The 14,500-nt window shown below is 72.2% G+C and carries 13 protein-coding genes; 8 read left to right on the top strand and 5 right to left on the bottom strand.

The genetic code is table 11. The annotated features are described in order from the left end of the window. The 4 genes from ACZ6S0_RS29100 to ACZ6S0_RS29085 all read right to left on the bottom strand — a co-directional run bounded on the left by ACZ6S0_RS29100 (position 1) and on the right by ACZ6S0_RS29085 (position 3,207). Complete coding sequence (locus tag ACZ6S0_RS29100) at positions 1 to 837, bottom strand: glutamate ABC transporter substrate-binding protein (protein ID WP_465922488.1); 837 nt, start codon at positions 835 to 837, stop codon at positions 1 to 3. A gap of 8 nt (positions 838 to 845) precedes the next feature. Beyond that, the gene (locus ACZ6S0_RS29095; protein ID WP_465922487.1) at positions 846 to 1,589 is read right to left on the bottom strand and encodes an amino acid ABC transporter ATP-binding protein; all 744 of its coding nucleotides are present in this window, start codon (positions 1,587 to 1,589) and stop codon (positions 846 to 848) included. A gap of 101 nt (positions 1,590 to 1,690) precedes the next feature. Further along, complete coding sequence (locus tag ACZ6S0_RS29090; RefSeq protein WP_465922486.1) at positions 1,691 to 2,524, bottom strand: glutamate ABC transporter substrate-binding protein; 834 nt, start codon at positions 2,522 to 2,524, stop codon at positions 1,691 to 1,693. Further along, entirely contained in the window at positions 2,521 to 3,207 is a 687-nt protein-coding gene (locus ACZ6S0_RS29085; protein ID WP_465922485.1) for a response regulator, read from the bottom strand. The genes ACZ6S0_RS29090 and ACZ6S0_RS29085 overlap by 4 nt, the downstream gene beginning before the upstream one ends. A 155-nt stretch (positions 3,208 to 3,362) precedes the next feature. Between ACZ6S0_RS29085 and ACZ6S0_RS29080 the strand changes: the two genes are divergently transcribed. From ACZ6S0_RS29080 to ACZ6S0_RS29055, 6 genes are all read left to right on the top strand, one after another. Next, on the top strand, positions 3,363 to 6,242 hold the full coding sequence (locus ACZ6S0_RS29080) for a hybrid sensor histidine kinase/response regulator (RefSeq protein ID WP_465922484.1): 2,880 nt from the start codon (positions 3,363 to 3,365) through the stop codon (positions 6,240 to 6,242). Positions 6,243 to 6,356: 114 nt separating this feature from the next. Next, on the top strand, positions 6,357 to 7,262 hold the full coding sequence (locus ACZ6S0_RS29075) for an ATP-binding cassette domain-containing protein (RefSeq protein WP_465922483.1): 906 nt from the start codon (positions 6,357 to 6,359) through the stop codon (positions 7,260 to 7,262). Beyond that, the gene (locus ACZ6S0_RS29070) at positions 7,259 to 8,050 is read left to right on the top strand and encodes an ABC transporter permease (protein ID WP_465922482.1); all 792 of its coding nucleotides are present in this window, start codon (positions 7,259 to 7,261) and stop codon (positions 8,048 to 8,050) included. Before ACZ6S0_RS29075 ends, ACZ6S0_RS29070 begins: the two co-directional genes overlap by 4 nt. Positions 8,051 to 8,061: 11 nt before the next feature. Then, on the top strand, positions 8,062 to 9,309 hold the full coding sequence (locus ACZ6S0_RS29065; protein WP_465922481.1) for a sensor histidine kinase: 1,248 nt from the start codon (positions 8,062 to 8,064) through the stop codon (positions 9,307 to 9,309). Then, complete coding sequence (locus ACZ6S0_RS29060) at positions 9,300 to 9,944, top strand: response regulator (RefSeq protein WP_465922480.1); 645 nt, start codon at positions 9,300 to 9,302, stop codon at positions 9,942 to 9,944. The genes ACZ6S0_RS29065 and ACZ6S0_RS29060 overlap by 10 nt, the downstream gene beginning before the upstream one ends. Positions 9,945 to 10,070: 126 nt before the next feature. Next, positions 10,071 to 10,892, top strand: a complete 822-nt coding sequence (locus ACZ6S0_RS29055; RefSeq protein WP_465922479.1) for an aldo/keto reductase — start codon at positions 10,071 to 10,073, stop codon at positions 10,890 to 10,892. A gap of 12 nt (positions 10,893 to 10,904) precedes the next feature. Here the strand turns inward: ACZ6S0_RS29055 and ACZ6S0_RS29050 are convergent, their stop codons facing one another. Beyond that, positions 10,905 to 11,672, bottom strand: coding sequence for a maleylpyruvate isomerase family mycothiol-dependent enzyme (locus tag ACZ6S0_RS29050; RefSeq protein WP_465922478.1), 768 nt, complete (start codon positions 11,670 to 11,672; stop codon positions 10,905 to 10,907). Between the two features lie 340 nt (positions 11,673 to 12,012). Between ACZ6S0_RS29050 and ACZ6S0_RS29045 the strand changes: the two genes are divergently transcribed. Further along, positions 12,013 to 13,002, top strand: coding sequence for a hypothetical protein (locus ACZ6S0_RS29045; protein WP_465922477.1), 990 nt, complete (start codon positions 12,013 to 12,015; stop codon positions 13,000 to 13,002). Between the two features lie 461 nt (positions 13,003 to 13,463). Next, positions 13,464 to 14,477: an adenosine deaminase gene (gene add, locus ACZ6S0_RS29040; RefSeq protein ID WP_465922476.1), complete on the top strand. Its 1,014-nt coding sequence runs from the start codon at positions 13,464 to 13,466 to the stop codon at positions 14,475 to 14,477. Positions 14,478 to 14,500: the final 23 nt, after the last annotated feature.

The raw sequence follows: 14,500 nt of genomic DNA, 5'->3' as shown, positions 1-14,500 counted from the left end.
TCAGTACCGCTCGAGCTGCGGGGCCTGCGGCGCGGTGAAACCGGAGGAGCCCACGCTGGCCTGCAGCGCCTTGGTCCAGCTCCCGTCGGAGAACATCTTCTCCAGGGCGTCGTTGACCGCCTTGCGGCCGTTCGTGTCGTCCTTCTTCAGGCCGATGCCGTACTTCTCGGTGCTGAACGGCTTGCCGACCACCTTGAGCTTGCCGGCGTGCTGGGCGGCGTACCCGGCGAGGATGACGTTGTCGGTGGTGAGCGCGTCGAGCTGGCCGCCGAGCACGCGGTCCACGCACGCCGAGTACGTCCGCTCCTCCTGGAGCTGCACCTCCTTGGCGTACTCGGTCTTGACCTTCTGCGCCGGGGTCGAGCCGGCGACCGAGCACAGCTTCTTGCCGTTGAGCGTCTCCGGCCCGGTCAGCGCGGCGTCGTCGGTCCTGACCAGCAGGTCCTGCCCGGCCACGAAGTACGGCCCGGCGAAGGACACCTTCTGCTTCCTGGCGTCGGTGATCGAGTACGTGGCCACCACCAGGTCCACCTGGCCCTGCTCGATGAACGCCTCACGGTTGGCCGACACGGTCTCCTTGAACGTGATGCCCGCCGGCTCGACCCCGAGCTGCTTGGCCACGTACTTGGCGACCTCGATGTCGAAGCCGGTGAAGCCGCCGTCCGGGGTGCGCAGGCCGAGGCCGGGCTGGTCGGCCTTCACCCCGATCACCAGCTTCTTGTCGTTCTTGGCCTTGTCCACGACGGAGGCGTAGTCGCCCTGGCCGCCGCCGCACCCGGCGACGGTGGCGGTGACGGCGACCACGGCGAAGACGGCGTAGAGGGATCTGCCGAACATGACACTCCTTAGTGGGTGAGGATCTTGGCGAGGAAGGACTGCGCGCGGTCGCTGCTGGGCGCGCCGAAGAAGGCGTCGGGGGTGTTCTGCTCGACGATCTCGCCGTCGGCCATGAAGACGACCCGGTCGGCCGCCCGCCGGGCGAAGCCCATCTCGTGGGTGACGACGACCATGGTCATGCCCTCGCGGGCCAGCGCCGTCATGACCTCGAGCACCTCGTTGACCATCTCGGGGTCCAGCGCCGAGGTGGGCTCGTCGAACAGGATCGCCTTCGGGTCCATGGCCAGCGCCCTGGCGATGGCCACCCGCTGCTGCTGCCCGCCGGAGAGCTGGGCGGGGAACTTCGCGGCCTGGCTGCCGATGCCGACCCGGTCGAGCAGCTCGCGGGCCTTGCGCACGGCCTCCTCCTTCGACCGCTTGAGCACGTGGACCTGCCCGAGGACGACGTTGTCCAGGACGGTCTTGTGCGCGAAGAGGTTGAACGACTGGAAGACCATGCCGACCTCGGCCCGCAGCCGGGCCAGCGCCTTGCCCTCGGCGGGCAGCGGCGTCCCGTCGAGGCTGATCGTGCCGGAGTCGATGGTCTCCAGCCGGTTGATCGCGCGGCACAGCGTGGACTTGCCCGCCCCGGACGGGCCGATGATCACCACGACCTCGCCCTGCCCGACGGTCAGGCTGACGTCCCTCAGCACATGGTGATCACCAAAGCGCTTGTTGACCTGGTCCAGGACGATCAGATCCGCCTGGCTCATGCGTCACGCTCCTTGTGTCGGTCAGCGTTGGCGTAACCGTAGGAGCCGGGTGTGCCGGGGAGAGGCTTGTGATCGTTCTGCTCAGCGTTTGATCGTTCTGCTCAGCGATTGGCCGGCCGGGCGGAGTCGGAGGTGGCGCCGGGGGTGATCCCGATGGTGGCCATGTAGGCGCGGTCCCACTCCCCGTCGCGCAGCCAGCGGGAGATCAGCCCGTTGAGGTAGTCGCGGAAGGCCACGTCCTGCCTGCGGATGCCCATCCCGTACGGCTCGCGCCCGAACGGCTTGCCGACCAGCCGCAACGTGTCGGGGTGCTGGGCCAGCAGCCCGAGCAGGATGGTGTCGTCGGTGCTGAGCGCGTCGACCCGGCCGGCCACCAGCGCCGGCACGCAGATGCTGTAGGCGTCCACGATCTCCAGGTCGGCCTCGGGCACGGTGGTGCGCAGGCGGTCGACGGAGGTGGAGCCGATGGCGGTGCAGACGACCTTGCCCTTCAGGTCGGACACCTGGTTGATGGTGGAGTCGTTCCGCCTGACCAGGAGGTCCTGTCCGGCGTAGTAGTACGGGTCGGTGAACGAGACCCGCTCGGCCCGCGACGGCGTGATCGAGTACGTGGCGACGACGAGGTCCACCATGCCCTGCTCGATGAAGTTCTCGCGCTCGCGGGAGACGGTCTCGACGAAGCGGATGTTGCGCTCGCTGCCCGTCAGGTCCTTGGCCACCAGCCTGGCCATCTCCGCGTCGAACCCGGTGATCCGCCCGCTGACCGGGTCCTTGTAGCCGAACAGGGGCTGGTCGAACTTGATGCCCACGGTCAGCACGCCGCGCTCCCTGATGCGGGCCATGGTGGAGCCTTCTGGGAAGGTGCCCGGCTCGGTGCAGCCCGCGGTCGAAAGGCACACCAGCATCGCCGCGACCAGCGCCCGGAGCGCTCTCACCGGACCCGGTACCGGTTCTGCGGCCGGCCGGTCGGCCCGTAGCGCGGGCGGCCCTCGACCAGGCCGCGCTCGGCCAGGTGCTCCAGGTAGCGGCGGGCGGTGGCCCGGCTGACGCCGATCATCCCCGCCAGCTCGTGCGCCGAGGCGTCCTCGTCGACCCCGGCCAGCGCGTCCAGCACCGCCTGTTCGGTCGCGGCGGAGATGCTCTTCGGACGGGCGGCCTGGTCGAGGTGGAGTGAGCGGAAGATGCGGTCGATCTCCTGCTGCTCGGCGAAGCGGCCGCCCGACTCGAGTTGCTCGGCGGTCGCCGCGTAGCGCAGCAGGGTCTGTTCGAGTATGCCCGCCCTGGTCGGCTTGACCAGGTAGTACAGGGCGCCGCGCTGCATGGCCGCGCGTACCGTGGCCGACTCCTTGCGGCCGGAGATCACGATGACGTCGGTGGGCGGCTGATCGGGCCGCCGCAACCGGTGCGCCACCTCCAGGCCGGGCATATCCGGAAGGTGCAGATCGAGCAGGACCAGCCGGGGCGCGAAGCGGCCGGCGGCGGCCAGCGCCGCGTGCCCGGTGTGCGCGATGCCCACGACCCTGAACCCGAGCACCCGGTTCACCTGAGCGTGCAGTGCGGCGGTGACCACCGGGTCGTCGTCCACGATGAGAACGGTGATGTCCCTGAGCTCAGGCATCGCCACGCTCCTCGTCAAACTGGTAGATCATTCCAGCTTAGGTGGGTTTTATTAAAAAAGATCGACTTTTGTGCGTTCTGCTCACGGGGAACCAGCGAACCGGCTGGTTCTTTCCTACTCTGTACCCGAACGAGTGGGGGGAGGGACGGACGCCCGTGCGGTGGTTGCTCGCGGTGACGGCCCTGTGGACGCTGCTCGGCCTGCTGCCCCTGGCGCTGCTCACCTCCTCCAGCATCTCCATGTCGGAGGACGCGGTCCGCCAGGAGGTCACCGACCGGGTCACGACCACCGCCTCGGTCAGCCGGGTCGTCGTCGAGCAGCAGATGAGCTCGCTCAAGCAGCTCGTCACCTCCTTCGCCCAGCGCCCCCAGGTACGCGACGCGGTGGGCGACACGACCCCCGTCACCCTGCGCGACTGGCTCGGCGAGCTGAAGCGCATGCGCGACGGCGTCAGCGGCCTGATCATGATCTCCCCGGAGGGCGACATGCTCGGCGCCGAGCCGCCGACGGTCCTCCCGCAGGACGCCACCAGCACCGACTGGTACCGCGCCGTGCGCGACCGGCACACGGCCCACGTCTCGCAGGCGTACACGCCCACGATGGTCGGCGTGTCCAGGGCGGTGGCGGTGGCCGTGCCCATCGAGAGCGCCGACCGCACCCGCATGCTCGGCATGCTCACCGTCGTCTACAGCCTCGACGCCATCCAGGAGTTCGCCGAGGAGGCCGCGGAGGCGCAGGACATCCGGCTGCTCATCACCGACAAGGCCGGCGTGCTGGTCGCCGACCCGGGCCGCAAGCTCTACGCCCTCACCTCCCTGCGCGAGGACCCCCGGGTGGACGCCGCGCTCGCCGGGAAGGCGTGGAACGGCATGTTCCACGGCATCGACGGCACGGTGCTGTCGGCCTCCGAGCCCATCCCGAGCATCGGCTGGACGGTCACCGCCGAGGTCTCCGCCGCCGAGGCGCTGGCCTCGGCCGAACAGGTGCGCGCCAACGTGCTCACCGTCGCCGCCCTGCTCGCCCTGCTCATCCTCATCGGGCTCGGCCTGCAGATCCACAGCACGCGGGTCCGCCGCCGGGCCCAGAACACCCTGTCCAGGTACGCCGCCGAACTGGCCGCCGCCAGGGACGAGGCCGTCAGCGCCTCCAGCGCGAAGTCGGAGTTCGTGGCCAAGATCAGCCACGAGATCCGCACCCCGATCAACGGCGTGCTCGGCATGAACTCCCTGCTCATGGGCACCCGCCTGGACGACGAGCAGCGCTACTACGCCACCACCGCCCAGGAGTCGGCCCAGAACGTGCTGCGCCTGCTCGACGACTTCCTCGACCTGTCCAGGATCGAGGCCGGGCACCTGCAGGTCGAGGCGGTCCCGTTCGACCTGCCGCGCCTGTGCGACGAGGTGGTGGCGCCGTTCGCGCCGCACGCGTACGAGCAGGGGCTCTGGCTGACCCTGCGCCTCGACGAGAACGTGCCGGGCCAGGTCTGCGGCGACCCTGCCCGGCTGCGCCAGGTGCTGACGAACCTGGTCGGCAACGCGCTGAAGTTCACCGTCCAGGGCGGCGTGGACCTGCAGGTCAGCCTGCACGAGGGTGAGCCGGGCCAGGAGCGGGCGGTGCTCAGGTTCGCGGTGGCGGACACCGGGATCGGGGTCGGCCCCCATGACCGCGAGCGGGTGTTCGGCGTCTTCCGCCAGGTCGACTCGCCGATCACGCGCAGGACCGGCGGCAGCGGGCTGGGCCTGGCCATCAGCCGGCAGCTCGTCGAGCTGATGGGCGGCTCGATCGGGCTGGACAGCGTGGAGGGGGTGGGCAGCCGGTTCTGGGCGACCCTGCCGGTGGACGTCCTGGACTGGTCGGAGCCGGGGGCCGGGGCGCTGGAGGGGCGGCGCGCGCTCGTCGCCGACCAGCGTCCCGAGGACCGTACGCTGGCCGCGCGCTTCCTGGCGCAGGCCGGGGCCGAGGTCGAGGAGACCATGGACGAGGAGTCCGCCCTGGCGCTGCTGCGGGCCGCCGCCGGGAGCGGGGAGCCGTACGAGCTGGCCGTCGTGGCGCTCGACCTGGGCGCGGGCCCGCACCCGGCAGGCCCCACCCAGGCGGGCCCTCTTCAAGCGGGCGCGCCGGGCTCGCTCGCCCACGTCATCCTCACCGACCCGCTGTTCCAGGCCACCAGCGTGATCGTGGTGGTGACGCCGGGGCGGGCCGGGTTCGCCTGGCCGGGCGCGGCGGGGGAGCGGGCCGTCCAGTCGATCACCCGGCCGCTCAGCCGCCGCCGCCTGCTCGCCGCCGCCGAGAACGCCCTGGGCACCTGCGACTCCCCCGGCGACGCCGTCACGGGCAACGGCGGCAGCCCCGACGGCGGCGTACGGATCCTGGTGGCCGAGGACGACGAGGTGAGCCGCCAGGTCGCGCTGCTCGTGCTGGCGCAGGCCGGGCACGCGGTCGAGGTGGTCGACGACGGCGAGAAGGCCGTGCGGGCGGTGCTGGCCGGCGAGTACGACCTGGTCTTCATGGACTGCCAGCTCCCCGTGCTCGACGGCCTGGCCGCCACCGAGGAGATCAGGAGACGCGAGCAGGTCCACACCCCGATCATCGCCATGACCGCCGCCGCCATGCCGGACGACCGGATCCGGTGCCTGGAGGCGGGCATGGACGACCACCTGGCCAAGCCGGTGGACTGGCCGCGCGTGCTGGCCAGGATCCCGGAGTGGGCGGCCTCGGCCGGGCTCCCGCCCGAGCTGGCGGGGCTGTCTCAGGAGGCGCTGGCGGACGTCGCGCGAGCCTATCTGGCGACCGCGACGCGTACGTTCGAGGAGCTGGGGCAGGCGGTGCGGGCCGGTGACCTGGCGGCGGCGGCCGAGCTGGCGCACCGGCTCAAGGGCGCCTGCGCGACCGTCGGGGCGACCCGCGAGGCGGAGCTGTGCCGCCGGATCGAGGACCTGTCGCGGGCCGGGCAGGCCGTGGACGAGGCCCTGCTCGACGAGCTGCGCACCCTGCTCGGCGAGGCCCCCGAGTGGATGAACGCCGCCTACTCCTGACCTGAGGCCCGCCGGCTCGGGCGCGAAGGGCGGCCGCCGTTACGGTTTTCCGCCATTCAGCTCGGCGGCTCACCCCCATGGTGGCGGCCCGGCGGGGCTCCTAGCGTGGGCGGCGTGATCAGCCTGACGAGTTTGAGCAAGAGATACGGCGACCGTCTCGCCGTGGACGACCTGTCGCTCGAGGTGAGACCGGGCACGGTGACCGGCTTCCTCGGCCCGAACGGGGCGGGCAAGTCGACCACGATGAGGCTGGTCCTCGGCCTCGACCGGCCCACCTCCGGCACCGCGCTCGTCGGCGGCGTCCCGTACGCCCGGCTCAGGGATCCGCTGCGCACCGTCGGCGCGCTGCTCGACGCCCGCGCCGCCCACCCGGGCCGCAGCGGACGGGCCCACCTGACGGCGCTGGCGCGCAGCAACGGCATCGCGCGGCGGCGGGTGGACGAGGTGCTGGAGACGGTCGGGATGGCGGGCGCGGCGCGCAGGCGGGCCGGAGCCCTGTCGCTGGGGATGAGCCAGCGGCTCGGGATCGCGGCGGCGCTGCTGGGCGACCCCGAGGTGCTGATGTTCGACGAACCCGTCAACGGGCTCGACCCGGACGGCGTGCGCTGGGTCCGCGGTCTCATGCGCTCGCTGGCGGCCGAGGGCCGCACGGTGTTCGTCTCCAGCCACCTCATGAGCGAGATGCAGCTCACCGCCGACCACCTCGTGGTCATCGGCAAGGGCCGGCTCATCATGGACGCCCCGCTCGCCGACGTCCTGGCGGGCAGCTCGCTGACGGCCGTACTCGTCCGCACCCCGCACGCCGGCGACCTCGCGGAGCGCCTGCGCGCCGCCGGGATCGCGGTACGGCGGCTCGGCGAGAACGAGCTGGAAGCCACCGGCGCCCCCGTCGAGCGGATCGGCGACCTGGCCCACGAGGCCGGGATCCGCCTGCACGAGCTGCGGAGCAGGGAGGCGTCCCTGGAGCAGGCGTACCAGGAGCTGACCTCGGGCAGCGTCGAGTACGGAGTGGGCAGATGAGGACACTGCGGCAGGCCATCGGGTCCGAATGGGCGAAGCTGTGGTCCGTCAGGTCCACGTGGTGGTGCCTGGCCTGCGCGTCCGCCCTCATGGTGCTGACCGCCGTCACCCTGGGCGGCGCCACCGCCACCGAGGCCCTGCGTGACGGTGGGACGGGGGTGCGGGTCGTCGCCAGCGAGCCCGTGGTGTCGGCCACGACGTTCGTGCAGTTCGCGCTGGTGGCCCTGGCCATGCTGACGATCACCTCGGAGTACGCCTCCGGCGGCATCCGCGTCACGCTCCAGGCCACGCCCGGGCGCGGGATCCTGCTGGCGGCCAAGGCGCTGGTGGTGGCCCCCGTGATGGTCGCGGTGGGGGTGCTGACGGGCGCGGCGGCGACGGCGGCCGTCTACGCGCTGTTGTCGCTCGACGTGTTCGGCGGCCTCGTCGTGGCCCCCGCCGGGCAGGTGGTGGCCGACCTGCTGGGGGTCGGCGTGTTCTTCGCGCTGGTGTCGGTGCTGACCCTGGGCGTGGGCGCGGCCGTGCGCAGTGCGGCGGGCACGCTCACCGTGGTGTTCATGCTGCTGCTGGGGTTGCCGCTGATGCTGCTCATGACGGGCAGCCAGGCGGCGGTGGCCGCGGCGCTGCGCATGCCGGCGTTCGCGGGGCTGGCGTTCATGGGCAGCACGGACAACGTCACGGCCGGGCCGATGCCGTACTCGGCGGGGGAGGGGCTGGTGTGGCTGCTGGCCTGGACGGCGACGGCCGTGGTGACGGGCCACGCCGTGCTGCGCCGCCGCGACGCATAGACTCGCGACACATGGACTCCACGCCCGCGGCAGAGCAGGTCGCAGGGCCGGGCACTGGGCCGATCACTGGGCCGATCATTGGGCCGGTCACTGGGGGCGTCGCAGGGCGCGTGACAGGCGGCCGGATCGCCCGCGTGCCGGCCGCGGTCGTGCTCGGGACGCTCCTCGCCCTGGCCGAGCTGGTCTTCCTGATCGCCGCGGGGCCCGCGGCGCTGATCCCCGCGCTGCGGCCCGCCGCCAGGCGCGGGCTGGCCCGGCTGACCGCGCTCGAACGCGCCCGCCTGTCCCGCTGGCTCGGCACCGACACGGCCGTTCGCGAAGACCGGTACGCCTTCCTGGCCGCCCGCGCCGCGCTCGGCGTCCTGGGCGGCTACGCGTGCGCGATGGTCCTGTTCCTGGCCGTCCTCCTGCTGCTGGGCGGCACGTGGGACCTGCTGTGGGGCCACTCGCGGCCGGTGCCGCTGGACCTGCCCGGCGTCAAGATCGTCACCAGCGACGGCGCGCTCGGCCTGGCCACCGGCCTGCTCACGGTGGTCGTGCTCGCCCTGCTGACCGTGGCCATGGCCGCGGCCGACCGCCGCCTGGCCGAGCACTTCCTCGGCCCCGGCCCCCAGGAACGGCTGCGCAGGCGCATCGCCGAGCTGACCGCCACCCGTTCCGGCATCGTCAGGGCCGTCGACGACGAGCGCCGCAGGATCGAACGCGACCTGCACGACGGCGTGCAGCAGCGCGGCGTCGCCCTGGCCATGCTGCTCGGCCGCGCCCGGCACAGCGGCGACCACGACCAGATCGCCGAGCTGGTCGAACAGTCCTACACCGAGTCGCGCCGCCTCCTCGACGAACTGCGCAGCGTGGCCTGGCGCGTCTACCCCACCGCGCTCGACGAGCTGGGCCTGCGCGCCGCGCTCGCCGGAGCCGCCGAGCGGGCCGGGGTGCCCGTCACCGTGCACTACGGTCTCGGCGCGCGGCTCGCCTCGGAGGTCGAGACCGCGCTGTACTTCGTCGCCCGCGAGGCCCTCACCAACGCGGTCAAGCACGCCGCCGCGCGTGACATCCTGGTGGTCCTGAGCGAGGACGAGCGGACGGTGAGCGTGGCGATATCCGACGACGGCAAGGGGGGCGCCGACCCCTCCGGCGGCGGCCTGTCCGGGCTGGCGCGGCGGGTGCTGGCCCTCGACGGCACGTTCACCGTCGACAGCCCGCCCGGCGGCCCCACCAGGATCGGTGCCACGCTGCCCAAGGCGCCGCCGTGCGGGTGATCCTGGCCGACGACTCCGTCCTGCTGCGCGAGGGCCTCACCCGGCTGCTCGCCGACGCCGGGCACGAGGTCGTCGCCGCCGTCGGCGACGCGCCCGCGCTGCTCGACGCCGCCGCGCGGCACCGTCCCGACGTGGCCGTGATCGACGTACGCATGCCGCCCACGCACAAGGACGAGGGGCTGCGGGCGGCGCTGGAGATCCGCGAGCGCCTGCCGGGGGTCGCCGTGCTCGTCCTGTCGCAGTACGTCGAGCAGCACTACGCCGCCCGGCTCCTGGCCGGTTCCACCGAAGGGCTCGGCTACCTGCTGAAGGACCGCGTCTCGGAGGTGGCCGAGTTCCTCGACTCGCTGGAGCGGGTACGCGCGGGCGGCACGGCGTTCGACCCCGAGGTGGTGCGCCAGCTCTTGGCGCGCACCACCCGCGCCGACCCGCTGAGCAGGCTCAGCCCACGCGAGGGCGAGGTGCTGCGCCACCTCGCCCAGGGATACGTCAACGCCGCCATCGCCGAACGCCTGCACGTCTCGCTCAGCACGGTCGAGAAGCACGTCAACGCCATCATGGACAAGCTCGACCTGCCCCGCGACCCCGGCTACAGCCGCCGCGTGCTGGCCATCCTGCGCTACCTCGAAAGCTGACCGGGCCGCCCCGCCCCCCGGGACCGGCCGGTTGGGGGCGGATCGCGAGGGTAGGAGGAGCCCTCGCCGAAGGGACCCGCCACGCCGAAGCGGATCCCGTCAGGTCAACGGGGGAAGGACCACGCCATGACCGTCATGCTCGCCGACGGCCACTCGATGCCACGCCTGGGCCTGGGCACCTGGCCGATGAACGACCAGGAGGCCCACCAGGCCGTGACGACCGCCCTCGCGCTCGGCTACCGGCTGATCGACACGGCCGCCTCGTACGGCAACGAACGCGGCGTCGGGGCCGCCGTGGCGGAGACGCCGGTGGCCCGCGAGGACCTGTTCGTCACGACGAAGCTGCGCGGCTCCCACCACGGCTACGACGCGGCCCTGCGCGGCTTCGAGGCGAGCCGGGCCAGGCTCGGCCTCGACTACGTCGACCTGTACCTCATCCACTGGCCGCTGCCCGGCCGCGGCCTCTACACCGAGACCTGGCGGGCCCTCGTCCACCTGCGCGAGCAGGGCCTGGTCCGCTCGATCGGGGTGTCCAACTTCACGCCCGAGCACATCGAACGCGTGGTCGCCGACACCGGAGTCCGGCCGGTCGTCAACCAGATCGAGCTGCATCCCGGCTTCCCCCAGAGCGGCCTGCGCGCCTGGCACGCCGACCACGACATCGTGACCGAGTCGTGGAGCCCGCTCGGCGCCGGGAGCAAGCTGCTGGACGAGCCCGTCGTGACCGAGCTGGCCGCCGCCCACGGGCGTACTCCTGCGCAGGTGGTGCTGCGCTGGCACCTGCAGTTGGGCACCGTGCCCATCCCCAAGTCGGCCGATCCCGGCCGCATGCGGCAGAACCTCGAGGTGTTCGACTTCGACCTGTCGCCGCAGGACATGGCCCGCCTCGACGACCTGTCCACCGGCGGACGCATCGGCGGCGACCCGGAGACGTACGTCGAGCTGTGACCCGACCGCCCTTCAGAACGCGGTGTGCGCCAGCCAGTGCTCCAGCAGCGCCCGGTCGCCGGTGACGTCCCGGGGCGGCAGCCGCCGCGCCAGCACCAGCATGCACTCGGCCACCGGCCCTGACAGCACCACGTCGCCGTGCCCGCGCCCGCGCTCCCACCGGATCCCCTCGGGACCACGGGTGACCAGCCAGCCCGCCATCCCGTCGTCCGGCAGGACGGCGAGGCGCTCGCCCCGGCCGAGCAGCCTCGCCAGCTCCGGTTTGGCGGACCGCGCCCATGGCGTCGCCAGGAGCTGCATGCCCTCGGTCAGCACGTCGGCCGCCAGGTCGTCGGCGATCTCGAACGCCGCGCCCGTCGTGACGGCCGCGTCGTAGTGGTGCACGGCGGTGTCGCAGAACATTCTGCGCAGCCAGAAGCGCGGCGGCACCGGCCCCAACATCGACCACACCTCGGCCCGTCCCCGGTCCTCGGCCTCCCGCAGGGCGGCGACCAGTTCCCCTGCGCCGGTCAGCAGCCACTCCTCCCACGCGGCGGGCGCGCCCGGGCCGGCCTCGCGCGGGTCGGGCACCGGCAGCGGCGTCCCGGCGCGGACGACCTCGGCCGCCCAGCGGTGCGCCTGCCCGATGTGCCCGACCAGATCGCGCAGCCGCCACTCGGGGCAGGTGGGCACCCGGGCCTCGGGCTCCCCTCCGGCCACGGCGCGCGCGAACCCGGCCGTCTGCTCCCACAGCCCCTCCACGATCCGGGCGGCATCCACCGAGCCATCCCCTACGGTCATGACGTGACTCCTCTCCACGGGGGTACGCCGCCACCGTAGAAACTCCAGTCCGACTGGAAGTCAAGTCCACACGCGCGGGTCGGCTCCATGCGCCGGTCTGATGCCGCACACCGTGTGCAGAATGTGCAACTCCGCTCACTGATCGCGACTGGGCGGCGTACCGTTGGAAGGACTCTGGGTGATCGCAGGAGCGCTACATGTACGCACGCGATGCGCTATGGGACTCAGCATGGGTCCGGGCGCTCATCAGCGTTGAGGACATCGGTGGCGTGCTCAAGGCCGCCCGGCAGGCTCGCGGGTGGCGGCAACCGCCCTCCAGCCTCAGTCCCAGGAGGATCCAGTGAGACGCCGTACCTTCTTGGCCGCAGCGGGCCTCGCGGTCCCCGCGCACATGCTGACCTCGCTGGACGATGCTCTGGCCATCCTGCCGGCACCGGCCGTTCCGCCGACGGCGAGCGAGGTCGCCGCTCGCCTCGCCCGCGCCCGCACGCTGTTCGACGCCGGAGGGCTGGACACGCTCGTGGACCGGCTCCCGGGGCTGCTGAGCGTCGCGCACGCCGTTGCCAAGCAGGACCGTGGCCCCAGCGGGTACGCGCGGCTGGCCTCGTGCTATGAGCTCGCCACCGACGTCCTGGCCAAGCTCGGTGCGCCGGCGCGGCGAATCACAGCCGACCGCGCGACGGCGTACGCCCGGCTGTCCGGGTCGCCGGTCGCGATGGCGTCCGCAGCGCGTCAGCTCAGCATCGTTCTGCGCCACGAGGGACGGCATACTCTGGCCGACCGGGTGACGGCGGAGGCCGCCGACCGACTGGAGGCGGCCGGCCTGACGACTCCCGCCGAGGCGGCGACCTACGCGCAGTTGTTGTGCACGTGCGCGTACAACGCGGCACATTCAGGCGACCGGGAGCGCGCCCTGGAGATGATCACCGACGCTGAACGCGCCGCAGCGCGTCTATCGGACTCTCATGGTCAGCCGTTCACGGTCACACCCGCGAGCGTCGCGCTGTACCGAGTCGGAATCCACTGGTCTCTCGGTGACGCAGGGGCAGCACTACGGGTCGGCCGGCTACTGCACCCAGGCCAGTTCCCCACCGCCGAGCGCCGCGGGCGCCTGCACACCGACATGGCGCGCGCCTGGTGGCAAGCGGGCCGTCCGGAAGAGACCGCCCGCGCGCTGCTGGTCGCACACCGCGAGGCTCCCGGTGAGATCCGGCGCCCCTCCATCCACAAGATTGCGACCGACCTTGCCACACGGCATCCCAGGGCAGCGGGGGTACGGCAACTAGCGGTGCTCGTCAGGACTCAGGGGTCTCAGGCGGGCCGCAGGTAGTGGTCGTCGCCCCGGCGGCTCTGGGGCGTGGGCCCTATTCACTCCATCCCAAGTGTTCGCGCCCCAGGGGGCGAGGAGAGCGCGGGGTGACGCTTGAGCCTTTTGCGCCTCAGAACAGTCAGGCAGCGTTGCGACTGACTTCCAGTAGCGGAGTAGGTCGGAAGGCCGCGTCGGGCAGCCCTCCGAACGTGTGCCGGTTGCCGCTCCCCGACGGGGCTGCCCCGTGCTTATCGCCGCCGGATGCCGAACCCCAAAAGATGAGCCGAGTCGGCGCGCAGCGCGGCGCCGCTTCGAACACCGCGGCGGCATCCTTCCAGGGCATGTCGGAGTGCTTCCTGGTCGTGCGCTTCTGCGTTGGTCACGGGCTCCGATCGTTCCAGGATGTCGAACCTGACATTCTTTTGTGAGACTTCCCGGTGAAGGCTGTTGTTTTGGGAAATGTCGCTCATATGGTCGTGGCCATGACCATCGACGACTTCATCGACGCGCTCCCCAAAGTCGAGCTCCACGTGCACCTGGTCGGCTCGGCCTCGGTCGCCACCGTGCTCGAGCTCGCCCGCCGTCACCCCGGCGGTACCGTCCCCACGACCGAGGAGGAGCTGCGCCGCTTCTACGCCTTCCGCGACTTCCCCCACTTCGCCCAGGTCTACCAGGCCGTCAACGCCCTCGTCAGGGAGCCGGAGGACGTCGCGACCCTTGTCCTCGGCCTGGCGCGTGACCTGGCCCCGCAAGGCGCCCGCTATGTGGAGCTCCAGGTGACGCCGTACGCCCACCACCTGGTCGGCATGCCCATGCGCGAGGTGACGCAGGCCCTGGATCTGGCCGCGAGCCGCGCCCTGGCCGACCATGGGGTGGAGGTGGCGTACATCTTCGACATCATCGGCGAGTACGGCGAGGAGGCCGCCAGGGTGACGGTGGAGCACGCGTTGCAGGAACCTCCCGTCGCGCTGGTAGGTTTCGGGATCGGCGGCATCGAGCAGGAGCGCCCGAAATATCGGGACGCGTTCCGCTCCGCGTTCTCGGCCGCCCGCGCCGCCGGTCTGCACAGCGTCCCGCACGGCGGTGAGATGTCCGGACCCGAGACGATCTGGGAGGTCATCGAGGGCTACGGGGCCGAACGCATCGGCCACGGCATCAACTGCCTCGCGGACCCGCGCCTGGTCGCCTACCTGCGCGACACCCAGCTCCCGCTGGACGTCTGCCCGACCTCGAACGTCTGCACCGGCCAGGTCACCGCCATCGGCGAGCACCCGCTGCCGAGGATGCTGGAGGAGGGCCTGTACGTGACGCTGAACAGCGACGACCCGCCCATGTTCGCCACGACGCTGGCCGACGAGTACCGGACCGCCGCGCGGGCCTTCGGCTTCGGCAGGAGCGAGCTGGCTCAGTTGGCCAGGAACGGTGTCAAGGCGTCGTACCTGGCCGAGGAGCGCAAGCGGGCGCTGCTCACCGAGATCGACGACCTGGTGGGGTGACGACGCCGCAGGGCGGCTCCTGG

It is taken from the genome of Nonomuraea sp. NPDC051298 (genome assembly GCF_055586305.1).
Note: the sequence above shows the minus strand (reverse complement) of the source record. Positions and strands in the feature narration are given on the sequence as shown.

Excerpts from the sequence above, each read along its gene's own strand:
- ACZ6S0_RS29095 (WP_465922487.1), bottom strand. The coding sequence starts at position 1,589 with ATGAGCCAGGCGGATCTGATCGTCCTGGACCAGGTCAACAAGCGCTTT.
- ACZ6S0_RS29050 (WP_465922478.1), bottom strand. The coding sequence starts at position 11,672 with ATGACCGTAGGGGATGGCTCGGTGGATGCCGCCCGGATCGTGGAGGGG.
- ACZ6S0_RS29055 (WP_465922479.1), top strand. The coding sequence starts at position 10,071 with ATGACCGTCATGCTCGCCGACGGCCACTCGATGCCACGCCTGGGCCTG.
- ACZ6S0_RS29085 (WP_465922485.1), bottom strand. The coding sequence starts at position 3,207 with ATGCCTGAGCTCAGGGACATCACCGTTCTCATCGTGGACGACGACCCG.
- ACZ6S0_RS29070 (WP_465922482.1), top strand. The coding sequence starts at position 7,259 with ATGAGGACACTGCGGCAGGCCATCGGGTCCGAATGGGCGAAGCTGTGG.
- ACZ6S0_RS29100 (WP_465922488.1), bottom strand. The coding sequence starts at position 837 with ATGTTCGGCAGATCCCTCTACGCCGTCTTCGCCGTGGTCGCCGTCACC.
- add (WP_465922476.1), top strand. The coding sequence starts at position 13,464 with ATGACCATCGACGACTTCATCGACGCGCTCCCCAAAGTCGAGCTCCAC.
- ACZ6S0_RS29065 (WP_465922481.1), top strand. The coding sequence starts at position 8,062 with ATGGACTCCACGCCCGCGGCAGAGCAGGTCGCAGGGCCGGGCACTGGG.